The sequence below is a fragment of the Sphingopyxis witflariensis genome (assembly GCF_002205635.1).
GTDB classification, from domain to species: domain Bacteria; phylum Pseudomonadota; class Alphaproteobacteria; order Sphingomonadales; family Sphingomonadaceae; genus Sphingopyxis; species Sphingopyxis witflariensis.
This window is the reverse complement of the sequence record NZ_NISJ01000001.1, coordinates 35100-50333: the sequence shown is the minus strand read 5'-3', so window position 1 is coordinate 50333 and position 15234 is coordinate 35100. Positions and strand designations below refer to the sequence as shown.

Sequence of the window (15234 nt, the reverse complement as noted above, 5' to 3'; positions counted from 1 at the left end):
GCCGGTGATTCAGGCGATCGTTTTCCTGCCGCTGCTCGCGGCACTTGTCGCAGGGCTTGGCCAACGTGCCATTGGTCCCTTTGCGTCGAAACTCGTCACGACGGGCGCGCTGTTCACCAGCTGCGCCCTGAGCTGGCCGATCTTCCTGTCGTTCGTGACGGGTACGGGTCAGGCCGAAGTCGTGACCGTGCTGCACTGGGTGTCGTCGGGCGCGCTTCAGTTCAACTGGGAATTGCGCGTCGACACGCTGACCGCGGTGATGCTTGTCGTCATCACGACCGTCTCGGCGCTCGTCCACCTGTATAGCTGGGGCTATATGGAGGAAGACCCGGACCAGCCGCGCTTCTTCGCTTACCTCTCGCTCTTCACCTTCGCGATGCTGATGCTCGTGACCGCGAACAATCTGGTTCAGATGTTCTTCGGCTGGGAAGGCGTTGGTCTCGCATCCTATCTGCTCATCGGCTTCTGGTATAAAAAGCCCAGCGCCAATGCCGCCGCGATCAAGGCGTTCGTCGTCAATCGCGTCGGCGATCTGGGCTTCATGCTCGGCATCTTCGGCACCTTCCTTGTTTTCGGCACCGTCTCGATCCCCGAGATTCTGGCGGCCGCACCGGGCATGGCGGGTTCGACGATCACCTTCCTCGGCATGCGTCTCGATACGATGACGATCCTCTGCCTGCTGCTGTTCATCGGCGCGATGGGCAAGTCGGCGCAGCTTGGCCTGCACACCTGGCTTCCCGACGCGATGGAAGGCCCGACCCCGGTGTCGGCGCTGATCCATGCCGCGACGATGGTTACCGCGGGCGTGTTCATGGTCTGCCGCCTGTCGCCGATGTTCGAAACCTCGGACGTCGCACAGGGCGTCGTGATGTTCGTCGGCGCCGCAACCTGCTTCTTCGCCGCGACCGTTGCGACGACGCAGTGGGACATCAAGCGGGTCATCGCCTATTCGACCTGTTCGCAGCTCGGTTACATGTTCTTTGCCGCCGGCGCGGGCGCTTATGGCGCGGCGATGTTCCACCTGTTCACGCACGCCTTCTTCAAGGCGCTGCTGTTCCTTGGTGCCGGTTCGGTCATCCATGCGATGCACCATGAACAGGACATGCGTTATTACGGCAATCTGCGGAAGCAGATCCCGATCACCTTCTGGGCGATGATGCTCGGTACGCTGGCGATCACCGGCGTCGGTATCGCCGGGGTTGCAGGCTTTGCCGGCTTCTATTCGAAGGACGGCATCCTCGAGGCCGCTTTTGCGAGCGGCGGCGGCGGCGTGGTGGCTTTCTGGGTCGGCATTTTCGTGGCTTTCCTCACCAGCTTCTATTCGTGGCGCCTCGTCTTCCTGACCTTCTATGGCAAGGCGCGCTGGGAACAGAGCGAGCATATTCAGCACGCGGTTCACGATGATCATGGTCACGGCCATTACGATAATGCCCATGCTGCGCACGACGACCATAGCCATCATCACGATGCGCACAGCGACGGCACGGCGGGCTATCACCCGCACGAAAGCCCGATCACGATGCTGATCCCGCTGGTCTTGCTGTCGATCGGCGCGGTGTTCGCGGGCATCGCCTTCCACCACCAGTTCATCTATCCCGAAGAGGGTATGGCCTTCTGGAAGGGCAGTATGCTGGCGTTCGACGAACATCTGATGCACGCCGCGCATGAAGTGCCGCTGTGGGTCAAGTGGACGCCGTTCACGGTGATGGCGATCGGCCTGTTCCTTGCCTGGAACAGCTATATTCGCAACACCACGCTGCCGGCACGGTTCGTGGCGCAGTTCAAGCTGCTGCACCAGTTCCTCTACAACAAATGGTATTTCGACGAGCTGTACAACATCCTCTTCATCAAGCCGGCGTTCGCGATCGGCCGCTTCTTCTGGAAGCGTGGTGATGAACAGACGATCGACCGCTTCGGCCCTGATGGTGTCGCGGCGCTCGTTCAGGGGGGAACGCGGCTCGCGGTACGACTGCAATCGGGTTATGTTTATGGATATGCGTTCGTGATGCTGCTGGGTCTTGTCGGCCTCGCCAGCTGGGCCATGGTGAATTTCCTGTGAGCGGCTTTCCCATTCTTTCGCTGATGCTGGCGGTCCCCGCGATTGCCGCCATCGCCTGTCTGTTCGTCGGCGACAAAATGGCACGCTGGGTTGCGCTGGGCGCAACGCTGGCGACCTTCGTCCTCGGCTGCATCCTGTGGGCCAATTTCGACATCGGCGGCGCGCAGTGGCAGTTCCAGGAACTGCACGAGGGCATTTTCGGCCGCTTCAACTATGCGCTCGGCATCGATGGCATGGCCCTCATGCTGATCATGCTCAGCGTCTTCCTGATGCCGCTGTGCATTTTGGCGAGCTGGGAATCGATCAAGAGCCGCGTCGGCCTCTACATGTCGATGTTCCTCGTCATGGAAGTCGTGATGATCGGCGTCTTCATGGCGCAGGATCTGCTGCTCTTTTACATCTTCTTCGAAGCCGGTCTGATCCCGATGTATTTCATCATCGGCATCTGGGGCGGGGCGAACCGCAAATATGCGGCGTATAAATTCTTCCTCTACACGCTGCTTGGCTCGGTGCTGATGCTGATCGCGATGATCGCGATGATCGCAGAGGCCGGAACGACCTCGATCCCGGTCCTGCTGAACTACGACTTCCCGGTTCAGATGCAGACGTGGTTGTGGCTTGCCTTCTTCGCCAGCCTTGCGGTCAAGATGCCGATGTGGCCCGTCCATACCTGGCTTCCGGACGCGCACGTCCAGGCGCCGACCGCAGGCTCGATGATCCTCGCGGGCGTGCTGCTCAAGCTTGGCGCTTATGGTTTCATCCGCTTCATGATGCCGATGTTCCCCGATGCGTCGGGGCAGCTGATGTGGGTCGTCTTTGGCCTGTCGATGATCGCGGTGGTCTATACCAGCCTCGTCGCGCTGGTGCAGAGCGACATGAAGAAGCTGATCGCCTATTCGTCGGTCGCCCATATGGCGATCGTCACCGCGGGCCTGTTCGCCTTCAACCAGCAAGGCATCGAGGGCGCGCTGATCATCATGCTCAGCCATGGTGTCGTGTCGGCCGCGCTCTTCTTCTGCGTCGGGGTCATCTATGACCGGCTTCACACGCGCGAGATCGATCGTTACGGCGGCCTCGCGGTGAACATGCCCGCCTATGCGCTCTTCTTCATGCTGTTCACCATGGCGTCGATCGGCCTGCCGGGCACCAGCGGTTTCGTCGGCGAATTCCTGAGCCTCGCGGGCATTTACGAAGCCTCGAGCTGGGTTGCCTTCGTCTGCACCACCGGGATCATCCTGGGGGCCGCATATATGCTCTATCTCTACCGCCGCGTTGTGTTCGGCGAACTGACCAAGGACGATGTGAAGGCGATGCCCGATCTCAACCCCCGCGAATGGGCCGTCCTGGCGCCGCTGGCCGCCGTGGCGCTGTGGATGGGTGTCTATCCCGAAAGCTTCCTCGCGCCGATGCGCGGTGACGTGACAACGGTCGTGGCACGGCTTGCGCCGGCCAAACCCGCCGGCGACGCGCATCTTGCCGCGGGCAAGCCCAAGGCTGCGGAGGCCCATCACGGCGAAGCACATCATGCGGGAGGCGTTCAATGACCGCCGATCTCATGCTCATCTGGCCCGAACTGATCCTGACGATCGGCGGGCTTATCACGCTGATGCTCGGCACCTTCCTGGGTGACCGTCAGGTCGGCATTTATCAGCTCAGCGCCTTGCTGACGCTCGCCGCTGCGACCGCCGCCGTCGTCGCGCTGTTCGGGGTTCAGACATCGGTCTTCTCGGGCACGCTGTCGGTCGACAATTTCGGCGGTTTCGCCAAGCTGCTGATCTATGCCGCGAGCTTCGTGTCGATCCTGATCGCACCGCGCTTCTTCACCAGCGGGATGCGCGCCGAATATCCGGCGCTGATCCTGTTCGCGACGCTGGGCATGGGCATCATGGCGTCGTCGCGCGACCTGATGACGCTCTATGTCGGGCTCGAGCTCAACAGCCTGGCCGCCTATGTCCTTGCCAGCTTCATGCGCAACGACGACCGGTCGAGCGAAGCGGGCCTGAAATATTTCATCCTCGGCGCGCTGGCGTCGGGCATGCTGCTCTATGGCATTTCGCTGCTCTATGGTTTCTCGGGCACCACCGATTTCACCGGCATCGCCAAGGCGATGGGCGGCGAGCTCAACATCGGGCTGATCTTTGGCATCGTGTTCGTGCTCGCGGGTCTTGGTTTCAAGATCAGCGCCGTGCCGTTCCACATGTGGACGCCCGACGTCTATGAAGGCGCGCCGACCCCGGTGACGACCTTCTTCGCCAGCGCGCCGAAAGTGGCGGCGATGGCGATGATGACGCGCGTCGTGATCGAGGCAATGGGCCCCGCGGTTGGCGCCTGGCAGCAGATCATCATCTTCCTCGCGCTCGCATCGATCATCCTCGGTGCGGTCGGCGCGATCGGGCAGAAGAATATCAAGCGGCTGCTCGCCTATTCGTCGATCAACAATGTTGGCTTCATGCTCGTCGGCCTCGCTGCCGGAACGCAGCAGGGGGTCGAGGCCGTGCTGACCTATTTGCTCGTCTATGTCGTGACGACGCTCGGCGCTTTCCTTGTCGTGCTGCAATTGCGCGACGCAGAGGGCAATCAGATCGAGAGCATTCCGGCACTGGCGGGGCTGTCACAGCGCCGCCCGGGGATTGCGGCCGCGATGACGGTGTTCCTGTTCAGCCTGGCCGGTATTCCCCCGCTTTTCGGTTTCTGGCCGAAATATCTGGTGTTCGAGGCTGCGGTGAACGCGAACCTCGTGCCGCTGGCGGTTGCGGGTATCGTCGCTTCGGTGATCGGCGCATTTTATTATATCTCGATCATCAAGACGATGTATTTCGATGACAAGTCGGACACCGAAATCCCGGCGGGCGGCGGCGTGATCGCCGAGGATGCGGTGATCACGGCAAGCGCGTTGTGGCTGTCGGTCATCGGCTATCTCTTCATCCCTGTGCTGGCGGTGATTTCGGCCAGCGCCGCAGCGGTGCTCTTCTGATCCCGCCGATAGAGCGGATCGCGCAGACAGGTTCGACCAACGCCGACCTGCTGGCGCGGCTGGCAGGCGGTGAGCATGTCAGGGAAGGGCATTGGCTGGTCGCCGACCGCCAGACCGCCGGTCGCGGCCGTCTGGGCCGCGCATGGGGCGACGGGCTTGGCAATTTCATGGGATCGACCGTGGTTCATCTGACCGCGGGCGATCCGTCGCCGGCGGGTCTGTCTCTCGTTGCCGGCGTCGCGCTGGCGAAAGCGGTGGGCACGCTGGCCCCCGGCGTCGATGCAAAGCTCAAATGGCCGAACGACCTGTTGATCGAGGGCGTCAAATGCACCGGCATCCTGCTCGAGCGCGTCGGTGACAGCATCGTCATCGGCATGGGGGTCAATCTGGTATCGTCGCCCGATTTGCCCGATCGTCCAACGGTCTGCTTTGCCGACAAGGGTGTGACGATCGACCGCGACCGTTTTGCCGAAGTGCTTGCGGTTGCATTGACCGACGCGCTGTGGACGTGGCGGCAGGGAGGGATCGATAACATCGTCGCGGCATGGACGACCCATGCCCATCCCGTCGGAACGCCGCTGCGGGTGTCAGAACAGGGGATCGACGGGACATTCGACGGCCTCGCGCCCGATGGGGCGCTGCGCTTGCGCCGCGCGGGCGGAGAGGTCATGCTGATCCACGCGGGCGATGTCGAATTGCAACGACCCGTGTCGGGAAGGAATTGACCATGCTTCTCGCGATAGATGTCGGCAACACCAACGCCAAATTCGCGCTGTTTCAGGGCGCCGAGATGCTTGCGCGTTGGCGCATCGCGACCGACGACCGCCGCACCGCCGACGAATATGCGGTATGGCTCGACCAGTTGCTGCGGATCGAGGGCTATGAGCGCAGCGATGTCGATGCGGTGATCATTTCGACCGTCGTGCCGCGCGCGCTGCACAATCTGCAGCTGTTGTCGGTCAAATATTTCGGCGTCGACGCGCTCGTTGCGGGACGCGCGCCGGTAACCTGGGGCATTGCGCTCAAGGTCGACGAGCCGCAGTCGGTCGGCGCCGACCGCGCGGTCAACGCGATCTCGGCGCAGGCCGCCGCACCCGGCACCGACAAGCTCGTTATCAGTTTCGGCACTGCGACGACGCTCGACCATATCGACCCCGACGGCGCCTATATGGGCGGCATCATCGCTCCCGGGGTCAATTTATCACTAGAGGCGCTCGTCGCTGCCGCAGCCAAGCTGCCGCGCATCGCGATTGAAGCGCCCACCACGAATAGCGTTATCGGTCGCACTACCGAGAGTCAGATGCTGATTGGCGTCTATTGGGGTTATGTATCGATGATGGAAGGGCTGATTGGCCGTATGAAGGCCGAGATCGGCAAGCCGCTGACGGTGATTGCCACCGGCGGTCTGGCGACCTTGTTCCAGGAACAGGCGCATTTGTTTGACCGGATCGAACCCGATCTGACGCTGAACGGCTTGATGCATCTTTATGCACAGCGGGGGAGCGCGGCATGACCGTTCCCGGCAAAGAACTTCTCTTCCTCGCGCTCGGCGGATCGGGCGAGATTGGGATGAACGCCAATCTTTATGGCTGCGATGGCAAATGGATCATGCTCGATCTGGGCGTGACCTTTGGCACCCATGATTATCCCGGCATCGACATCATCATGCCCGACCTCGAATTTATCGAGGATCGCAAAAAGGACCTGCTCGGGATCATCCTGACCCACGGGCATGAGGATCATATTGGGGCCTTGCCCTATCTCGCCGCCGACCTCGGCGTGCCGCTTTACGCCAACCGCTTCACCGCGGGGCTGATCGCGCACAAGCTCGCCGAAGAGGGGCTGGAGAAAGAGGTCAAGATCCACACCGTCGATATCGACGCCGAGTTCCAGCTTGGCCCCTTCGGCATCCGCCTGATGCCGCTCGCCCACTCGATCCTCGAGATGAGCGCGGCGGTGATCGACACCCCCTATGGCCGCGTGTTCCACACCGGCGACTGGAAGCTCGACGCCGATCCGGTGCTCGGCACCCCGTCGAGCGCCGCAGCGCTGACCGCGATCGGCGACGAGGGCGTCGACGTTCTCGTCTGCGATTCGACCAACGCCTTCAACGCCGAAGCGTCCGGCAGCGAAGGCGGCCTCCACGACGGCCTGCTCAAAGCGGTCGGCGAAGCGCGCGGGCGCGTCATCGTCACCACCTTCGCCTCCAACGCCGCGCGGCTCGCGACGTTGGGCCGGGTTGCGGTCGAAACCGGGCGCACGTTGTGCGTTGCAGGACGCTCGCTCGACCGCATCCTCGGCGTCGCGCGAGCGGCGGGCTATTTGAAGGATTTTCCGCCGACGGTCGATTTCGACGAAGCGATGCGCCTCCCGCGCGACAAGTTGATGGTCATCGCGACAGGCGGGCAGGGCGAAGCCCGCGCGGCGCTCGGCCGCATGGCGTCCGACGGACACCAGATCAAGCTTCAGGCCGGAGACACCGTCATCTTCTCGTCGAAGCAGATCCCCGGCAACGAGGTCGCGATCGGACGGATCATGAACCAGCTTGCCGCCAAGGATGTCCTGACCGTGACCGAGAAGCAGGCGCATATCCATGTCAGCGGCCACCCGGGGCAGCCCGAATTGGCGGCGCTCTATGGCTGGCTGCGTCCGAAGCTGGTGCTGCCGGTGCACGGCGAGATCCGCCACATGCACGAACAGGCGCGTTTCGCGCTCGAACAGGGCGTGCCCGGCATGCTGGTGCAGGAAAATGGCGATCTTTGCCGCCTGTCGCCTGGACCGGTGAAGATCGTCGAGCGCGTTCACGCGGGGCGCCTGATCCTTGACGGCGATGTGATCCTGCCCGCCGAAGGCGAGACGATCAACGAACGGCGCAAGATTGCGCTTCACGGCCACATTACGGTCGCGGCGATCTTCTCGAAAAAGCGCTTTGTCGAAAGCTCGGTCAGCTATCGCGGCGTCCCGGTCGAGGATGAGCGCGAGGCGTTCATCGACGAAATGCGCGAAGCGGTGCAGAAGACCGCAACCGGTCCGGCGAAGGAGCGCGACCGGCTGCGCGAAGCGGTCCGGCTGGCGGTGCGCCGCGTCGCGACTGACTGGACGGGCAAGAAGCCCATCGTCGACGTCATGCTCGTCGATATCTGAGGACAGACGCAATGAATTGGACTTCGGCGTTCGCCATCTATCTGCTCTTCTGGGCGCTCAGCGCGTTTCTCGTGCTGCCTTTTCATGGCCGCCGCGCAAGCGACGATAATATGCCGATGGTGAGCGGGCAGGACGCGGGCGCGCCCGCAACCTTCCGTCCAGCACGCGTCCTGCTCCAGATCACGATCGTCGCGACGGGCCTTTTTGTGGTCTATTATATCGCGTTCACGAACGGCTGGGCCGATCCTGAAGTGTTCAGCGGGCGGGGGTAAGGCCACTCTCGTTGTAGCGAGAAATGCAACTTCGTTGTTGCCGATAGTCCCATTTCGTCATTGCCAGCGTAGCGAAGCAATCTCCAGCCATCAGCCTTGTACGCCATCAGCCTTGTACAAGGCCGATGGCTGGAGATTGCCTCTCCGCGCAACGACGATTCAAAGCAAAGTCGTGGCGCTTTAATTTCGCAGCCGGTCGATCGCCTGCGCCAGCGCGACATACAGCTTGCCAATATCCGACGACAGCAGCGTCACGCTGATCGCCGACCCGTCGCGCGCGCCGATCAACACGCGCAGCATCGCTTCGAAATCATGGATGAACTGATTGACTGCGGCGTGGAAGCCGTCGTCGCTCTGGTACAGGCGCAGGATTTCTTTCGCCTCGCCATTTTCGATCAGCTTGACCGCACGCCGTGCAAAGACGCCGCGGTCACCCTTCAGATAGGCGTCCCACGCGGCATCGCTGACTTCGTGCGACAGAATTTTGGTGACGTCGATCGCGGTCGATTTCAGCGCTTCGGTCAGCAAACCGACCTGTTTTGCCAGCGAATCGCGGCCCGACGCGGCGATTGCCTGTTCGGCCTCCGCGACGCGCGCCTCGACGCTCGCGCTCGTGTCCATCACCGTGATCAGCTGGCGCATCAGCCGGTCGGCGGCGCCATTCGCGGCGGCGACCGCACGCAGCGAGGCTTCCTCGATCGCGGTCAGTTGCGCCATGATCTCGGTCTTGAACGCGGTGTCGACGGCTTGGCTCGCGGTCGCCTCCATCATTTCGCGCGCACCCGCGACAAGGCGGTCGAGCGTCTGACGCGCTTCGTCGGCTGCGGCCTCGGCGGTGCTACGCACTTCGGTCAGCGTCGCTATCATGCGCGCGCCACCTTGCTCGGCGAATTCGTCGGCGCCGCTGCGCAATTTGGCCAGCGCGCCATCGGCCTCGGCCAGCGCGGCGTTGATCCGTTCGGCCAGTGCCTGCTGGCTGGTCGCCTGATCGGCCATCTGCCCTTCGTTGGTCTGGAGCGTCGCGTGCACCGCATTGACGTGCGACAGCGTCGATTGGGCGACGAGTTCGGACGCGTCGAGGATCGGACGCAGCTGCGACAGAGCCGTCTGCGTCGTCGTGCCGTGCGCGGTGATGCGATCGAGCGCGTGGGGCAGGGTTTCGTCGATTTCACGGGTCACGGCATCTAGTGCGAGCAACAGCGATTCGGCGTGGGTGATCAACTGGTGCGCGGATGCGTTGCCGCTCTGAACTTCGCCGGTGAAAGCCGTGAGCTGCGCCTTGGTGTCTTCGATCGCGCGACCGATGACGCCGGTGCTGGCCGAAATATTGACGTCGAGCAGTCCGAGCTGCTGTTCGACCTCGGCGACGTGCGCTGTGATGCGGGCGGCCAGCGCCTCGCTTGCCTGGCCATGGGCCGCAAGCTGCGCACCCATCGCATCACCAGCCTCGCGTGCCGTTGTCAGCCGGGCGTCCATCAGTGTGGCGGCGTCGTCAATGCCTTCGCGGAATTGCTGCCAGGTGGCGCCCATCTGTCCGGTCAAGGTCGCGACCGTCGCGTTCATATCGTCACGCGCCGAGGCGGCGAGTTTCGTCATTTGCGCAAGCGCTGCTCCATGCGCGCCGGTGACTTGCGCCGAAGCGGTCAGCAGCCCGGTTTCGGCCAGTCTGGCCTGTTCCTCAAGGGCGTACATGGCTTCGTGCAGACTGGCCGCTGATGCTTCGCCGGTCTGGGCGGTCTTTGCCGCTTCCTCGGCGAGTGACGCCAGCTGCGCTTCGAGGTTCGCGCCCTGCTGGTGCGCGACCAGCCCGGCTTCGCGAAAATTGACCGCCAGCCGCTGTGCGACATCGTCGATTCGCGGCAATCCGGCGAGCAGACCGTCCATCCGCTGCAACGCCACATCGCCCGATCGCGCGAGCTGGTCGTGGGCATTGGCGATGACCGAGGCGTTGCCGGCAAGCTTGTCGCTGCTTTCGTTCAGCCGTGCGACGGTATCGAGCCCCAGATTCTGGACGAGCCTTGCCTGTTCGCCAAGTTGGCGTTGGGCATCGACCAGATGGAGCCCCAGCGAATGCATCGACTGGTTGAGCGCCATATTCTCATTCTGCAGCGCCTTGGCGACACGCGCGAACCGCGCTTGTTCCGAACGGCTCGATCGCAACAAGGCCATCCATAATATTATCAGCAACGTCAGCGGCATCGCGATGACCGCGAGCAGCCCGGGCCATTCGGCAAACGCGGGACTCCGCGCGAAATTTTCGGTCGAGGCCGCCAATGCGAAACCGGTCCAGCCGATACCCAGTATCAGCAGCAGCGCAGGAGCGGTGCGATCGCGCCATTGCGAGAATACCGCCGTCTCTTCGGACGCGTCCCCGGCGTGGGTTTCGGCGAGGGCCGACATATCGAGCCAGTCGCGATCGGCGGGCGCGGGGGCGTCGGGCGCCAACACGGATTCGGGCGCTGCGGTTTCCGCTGGCGCCTGCATGTCGGCTTCCTGGCTTGCCGCGGATTCCCGCCACAATCCGACGATTTTCTTTTCTCCGGTCATCCTCCCATTCTAGCATCAAATGCATCGCGCGAAACGGAAACTTAACCGCGCAATGTCAATCCTGTGGAATGTCGTTCGATAGTGGGCCCCTTGACCGGTATTTGACCGCCGCGATCGGGGACGATCCGGCGATGGCGATGGATTTGCGGGCCGTGTTTGCAACGAGCGCACGCGATCTTGCCGACTTGATGCGCCGGGCGCGCTGCGACGCAAACTGGAACGTTGCGGCGCTGCGCCTGAAAGGGCTCGGGGCCACATTTGGCGTCATATCGCTGATCGAACTTGCCGAAGAGGCGATGGCGGGCGCGCCGGGCGATCCCGCCGTGCTTCGCCGGATCAACGCGGCGATCGCCGCCATCGCCTGACCGCGCCGACGCGGGTTCAATTCCCGTTCAGCCGTCCGGTGCCAGGAAAATCGATACGGGCTGTCTTGCCATGGCAACGCGACGCGTTTAGCCGCGTTTAGGAACCGCGGCCGAGCCCATAACTGCGTCCAGGCGAGGCGGCCGATACGAAGGAGAGATTTCGATGTTCAACCGTTTCCGCTCGACGCCCGCGACGGCGATGGCCGCTCTGCTCGGCTGCGCGCTGATGACGACCGCAGCCCCTGCCGCTGCGAAGGAAAAGCCGAAGAAGGAAGAGACCAAGAAAGGTGGAATGAGCGCCAGCAAGACGTTCTCGCCAGCGGTCAAAAAGATGATGGACGCGACGGCGGCGAAAGATGCGGCTGCGCTGCAGGCGGCGCTGACCGAAGGCCAGTCGACGGCAACGACCCCGGAAGACAAATATCTGCTCGCCAATTATCAGCTGCAGCTTGGCATTTTGAACAAGGATCAGACGCTGCAGGCGCAGGGTCTCGACACCATGATCGATTCCGGGCTTACCCCGTCGGAGAGCGTGGGCGTCTATAATTTCTTCTCGGGCAATTTTGCCTATGGCGCCAAAAATTATGCCAAGGCGATTCAGCGCCTCGAAGCGGCCAAAGCCGCCGGTTCCACCGAGGCGAGCCTGTCGGCCATGCTGATGGACAGCTATATCAACGCCGGACAGGTTGATCAGGGGTGGGCGATCGCCAAGGCCGCGATCGAGGCTGATCGTGCCGCAGGCAAGCGTCCGTCGGAAGAATTGTTCGTCCGCCCGGCGCAGGCTTTCCAAAAGGCCAAGCGCACCAATGACATGCTCGAAGCGCTGACGATGCGCGTTCAGGATTATCCGGCCCCTGCAACATGGCGGAACCTGCTCTATATCATGTTGCAGCAGGCGGGCGCGGACAAGGATATGAACCTCGATGTCCTGCGCCTGATGCGTGCCACAGACTCCATGACCGATCGGCCCGAATATGCCGAATATTCCGCGCTGGCGATCGAAGCCGGTTATCCGGGCGAAGTCGTGGCTGTCGTGAAGCAGGGGCAGGCGAAGGGCGTTATCCCGAAGAGCGATACCCATTTCAGCGGGATTCTCAGCTCGCAGGAACCGCGCGCGGCAACCGATGCCGCCGCTGTGACGGCCGACGCCGGCAAGCCCGCGACGCTCAACAATCCGAAGGCTGCGCGTGCCACCGGCGATGCGCTGGTCGGCAATGGTCAGGCGGCGCAGGCGATTCCGCTCTATGAAGCGGCACTGAAAGCCAGCGGCGGTTCGGACCCGCTGGTTCTGTATCGCCTTGGCGTCGCCCAGGCGCTCGCTGGTCAGAATGATGCGGCGCTCGCCAGCTTTGCCAAGGTGCAGGGCCCCCGTCAGCGGCTCGCCCAGCTCTGGACGATCCACGTCAAGACCAAGGGCGCTCCGGCGGCCGCACCGGCAACGGGCGGCTGACCCCGCTTCGGTTCGACAGAAAAATCAAAAGGGCGCCGCTCCCGATGGAGCGGCGCCCTTTTCTTTAGCAGGAAGGCCGTGCGGTCACGATTCGACGGGAATTCCGGCGAGCTGTTTGGCGGTCCGAATCGTCAGCGACGTCTTCACGCTGGTGACGTTGGGTGCCGACGTCAGATGCGCGGTCAGGAAGGATTGGAAACTCTGTAGGTCGCGCGCGACGACTTTCAGCAAAAAGTCGATCTCGCCGTTGAGCATATAACATTCGCGTACCTCGGCGAGCTCGCCGACATAATCTTCGAACGCCTTCAGATCGGCCTCGGCCTGGCTGCGCAGGCTGACCATCGCAAAGACGGTGATGCCATAGCCCAGCTTCGCCGCATCGAGGTCGGCATGATAGGATCGGATCACCCCCGATTCTTCGAGCGCCCGTACCCGGCGCAGGCAGGGCGGCGCAGTCAAACCGACCATCTGGGCCAGCTCGACGTTCGTCATTCGTCCATTTTTCTGGAGTTCGCCGAGTATCTGTAAATCGATCTGGTCGAATTTCTGGCTTGCCATCTGTGAAACATCCGCTTTCTAAAACTGCGGTGACCATAATATTATTTCAGCCGATTGCAATTGTCCCACAATGTGACGCGCAGGGTGAAGCCACTTTCACGACTGACGGATTCACGCTAGCCGCTAATTTTACGCTAACTGACGTTAAGAGTGTGGGGCCGACTTTGCGTGACTGCTGACCCGATGATCGCGACCATCTTGCGCCATGCGCCGGCGGATCGACGCGCCAGCATCGCTGTCTGGCGCCAATTGACCGACATTCTTGCCCAGCGCGGCAATCAATTGAGCGACGACGATATCCGTCGCAGTTTCCATGCGCTCTCTGTTTTGCGTCCTCAGGTTCCCGAAAATATTCGCCGCGATTGCGCGTCGGCCGTTGCGGGCCATGGTCGTTTCGCGCCGCTCGTTGCCTTTTATGCCAATGACGTGCCCGCCGTTTCTGCCGCTATGTTGGGTCGGGCGCGGCTCTCCGATGCCGACTGGGCAGCACTCCTGCCGGCAACGGGGGCGATGGCGCGCTCGATTCTGGCGGGGCGCAGCGATCTTTCCGAAGCGGTACGGCGCGCGCTGGTCAGCCTGGGTGCGGGATCGGTCGCGCTGCCGCAGCCAGAGGTGGCGAGCGAAGCCGCGCCACCGCCAATTGCGGATGAGGTTGTCACGGCAGCACCTGCCGGGACCGGGCCGAGCCAGATCAGCGAGTTGGTCCGCCGAATCGACAAATATCAATCGACGCGCAGCCAGCCGTCGATGCAGCCATCGAGCGCTTCGCCAGAACCGCGAGCGCCGCGTGCGGCCTTCCTGTTCGAAACCGGTCCCGACGGGGTTATCAATTGGATCGACGGAATTATGCGCGGCGCGGCGATCGGCCTGTCGATCGCCGAGGCGGCTTACGGCGATGAGCCGGGCACCGACGGTGTCGCCGCGGGCGCCTTTCGCCATCGCGCCGAAATCATCAACGCACGCATGGTGCTGGCGGGGACGCCTGCCGAATCGGGCGAATGGCGTTTTTCGGCCTTGCCCTGGTTCGACCCGGCGACCGGACAGTTTCGCGGTTATCGCGGCAGCGCGCGGCGTCCGCGCGGCAATGAAATTCCCTATGGCCGACCCGCATCGCTCGACTCCGTCGATCCGGGCGATTCGATCCGGCAATTGATCCATGAACTGCGCAGCCCGCTCAATGCCATATCGGGTTTTTCTCAGATTATATCGAGCCAGATGTTCGGACCGGTCAGCGGCGCTTATCGCGCGATGGCCGACACGATCATTGCCGATTCCGCCTCGGTCGAGTCGATTATCGACGATCTCGACACCGCGACCCGGATCGAGCCGACAGCTTCCATCGCGCCGGCGACCGGCGAAATAACCGATATCGCCATGGTGATGGCGCATGTGGAAAGCGACCTCGCGCCCTTGCTGTCCGAACAGCATATCGACCTCAGTATTTCGCGTGTCGGCGGCCCCTTTCTGGCACGCTCGGACGACGCCAATTCGCGGCGGATGATCGGCCGCCTGCTGACGGCGCTTGTCGATGTCTCCGAAACAGGAGCGGTCCTGGTCGGGCAATTGGTTGTCGAACCCGAGCATGACGACATGCTGCAGTTGCGCATCGTCCGCCCCGTCGCGATCCGCTTTGCGACCGCGACGGACCTGCTCGATCCGGGGTTTAGTCCCGACGGCGAAGCGCCGGGCGCCGCCATCCTCAGCCTCGGCTTCTCGTTGCGGCTGGTCGATAGTCTGGCGCGCAGCGCGGGCGGACGTCTCGATATCGGGCATAACGCCTTGACCTTGCACCTGCCCTCCGCCAACCCGAGCGGCAACGTCGAGCTGGACGTAAAGCTGGGCGAATAGCGCGGGCCGGGGGCGGC

General features: G+C 62.9%; 12 protein-coding genes. 10 read left to right on the top strand and 2 right to left on the bottom strand.

Going from position 1 to position 15234, the window contains the following annotated elements:
• Positions 1-4 precede the first annotated feature (4 nt).
• Genes nuoL through CDQ91_RS00225 form a run of 7 tightly spaced genes read left to right on the top strand, consistent with a single transcriptional unit; the run spans position 5 to position 8449 of the window.
• On the top strand, positions 5-2059 hold the full coding sequence (gene nuoL / locus CDQ91_RS00255) for an NADH-quinone oxidoreductase subunit L (protein ID WP_088470720.1): 2055 nt from the start codon (positions 5-7) through the stop codon (positions 2057-2059).
• Positions 2056-3603 carry an NADH-quinone oxidoreductase subunit M gene (locus tag CDQ91_RS00250; protein WP_088470719.1) on the top strand — a complete coding sequence of 516 codons (1548 nt, stop codon included), beginning with the start codon at positions 2056-2058 and terminating at the stop codon, positions 3601-3603. The genes nuoL and CDQ91_RS00250 overlap by 4 nt, the downstream gene beginning before the upstream one ends.
• Positions 3600-5033 (top strand): NADH-quinone oxidoreductase subunit NuoN, encoded by a 1434-nt coding sequence (nuoN, locus tag CDQ91_RS00245; protein WP_088470718.1) that lies wholly within the window; start codon positions 3600-3602, stop codon positions 5031-5033. Before CDQ91_RS00250 ends, nuoN begins: the two co-directional genes overlap by 4 nt.
• A complete protein-coding gene (locus CDQ91_RS00240) occupies positions 4955-5758 on the top strand; it encodes a biotin--[acetyl-CoA-carboxylase] ligase (RefSeq protein ID WP_088470717.1) in 804 nt (267 codons plus the stop codon). Before nuoN ends, CDQ91_RS00240 begins: the two co-directional genes overlap by 79 nt.
• 2 nt (positions 5759-5760) lie before the next feature.
• Positions 5761-6546, top strand: a complete 786-nt coding sequence (locus tag CDQ91_RS00235) for a type III pantothenate kinase (protein ID WP_088470716.1) — start codon at positions 5761-5763, stop codon at positions 6544-6546.
• A complete protein-coding gene (locus tag CDQ91_RS00230) occupies positions 6543-8177 on the top strand; it encodes a ribonuclease J (RefSeq protein ID WP_088470715.1) in 1635 nt (544 codons plus the stop codon). Before CDQ91_RS00235 ends, CDQ91_RS00230 begins: the two co-directional genes overlap by 4 nt.
• An 11-nt stretch (positions 8178-8188) precedes the next feature.
• Positions 8189-8449 carry a DUF1467 family protein gene (locus tag CDQ91_RS00225; RefSeq protein WP_088470714.1) on the top strand — a complete coding sequence of 87 codons (261 nt, stop codon included), beginning with the start codon at positions 8189-8191 and terminating at the stop codon, positions 8447-8449.
• A 180-nt stretch (positions 8450-8629) separates the two neighbouring features.
• On the opposite strand, the gene CDQ91_RS00220 is transcribed toward CDQ91_RS00225, so the two are convergent.
• Positions 8630-10933 carry a coiled-coil domain-containing protein gene (locus tag CDQ91_RS00220; protein WP_237245754.1) on the bottom strand — a complete coding sequence of 768 codons (2304 nt, stop codon included), beginning with the start codon at positions 10931-10933 and terminating at the stop codon, positions 8630-8632.
• A gap of 131 nt (positions 10934-11064) precedes the next feature.
• Here CDQ91_RS00220 and CDQ91_RS00215 point away from each other — a divergent pair, with 131 nt between their 5' ends.
• On the top strand, positions 11065-11361 hold the full coding sequence (locus tag CDQ91_RS00215) for an Hpt domain-containing protein (RefSeq protein ID WP_088470712.1): 297 nt from the start codon (positions 11065-11067) through the stop codon (positions 11359-11361).
• A 163-nt stretch (positions 11362-11524) separates the two neighbouring features.
• The gene (locus tag CDQ91_RS00210; RefSeq protein ID WP_088470711.1) at positions 11525-12811 is read left to right on the top strand and encodes a tetratricopeptide repeat protein; all 1287 of its coding nucleotides are present in this window, start codon (positions 11525-11527) and stop codon (positions 12809-12811) included.
• Between the two features lie 84 nt (positions 12812-12895).
• Here CDQ91_RS00210 and CDQ91_RS00205 read toward each other — a convergent pair whose 3' ends face one another.
• The gene (locus CDQ91_RS00205; protein ID WP_088470710.1) at positions 12896-13369 is read right to left on the bottom strand and encodes an Lrp/AsnC family transcriptional regulator; all 474 of its coding nucleotides are present in this window, start codon (positions 13367-13369) and stop codon (positions 12896-12898) included.
• Between the two features lie 168 nt (positions 13370-13537).
• On the opposite strand from CDQ91_RS00205, the gene CDQ91_RS00200 reads away from it, so the two are divergent.
• A complete protein-coding gene (locus tag CDQ91_RS00200; protein WP_237245753.1) occupies positions 13538-15217 on the top strand; it encodes a histidine kinase dimerization/phospho-acceptor domain-containing protein in 1680 nt (559 codons plus the stop codon).
• Positions 15218-15234: the final 17 nt, after the last annotated feature.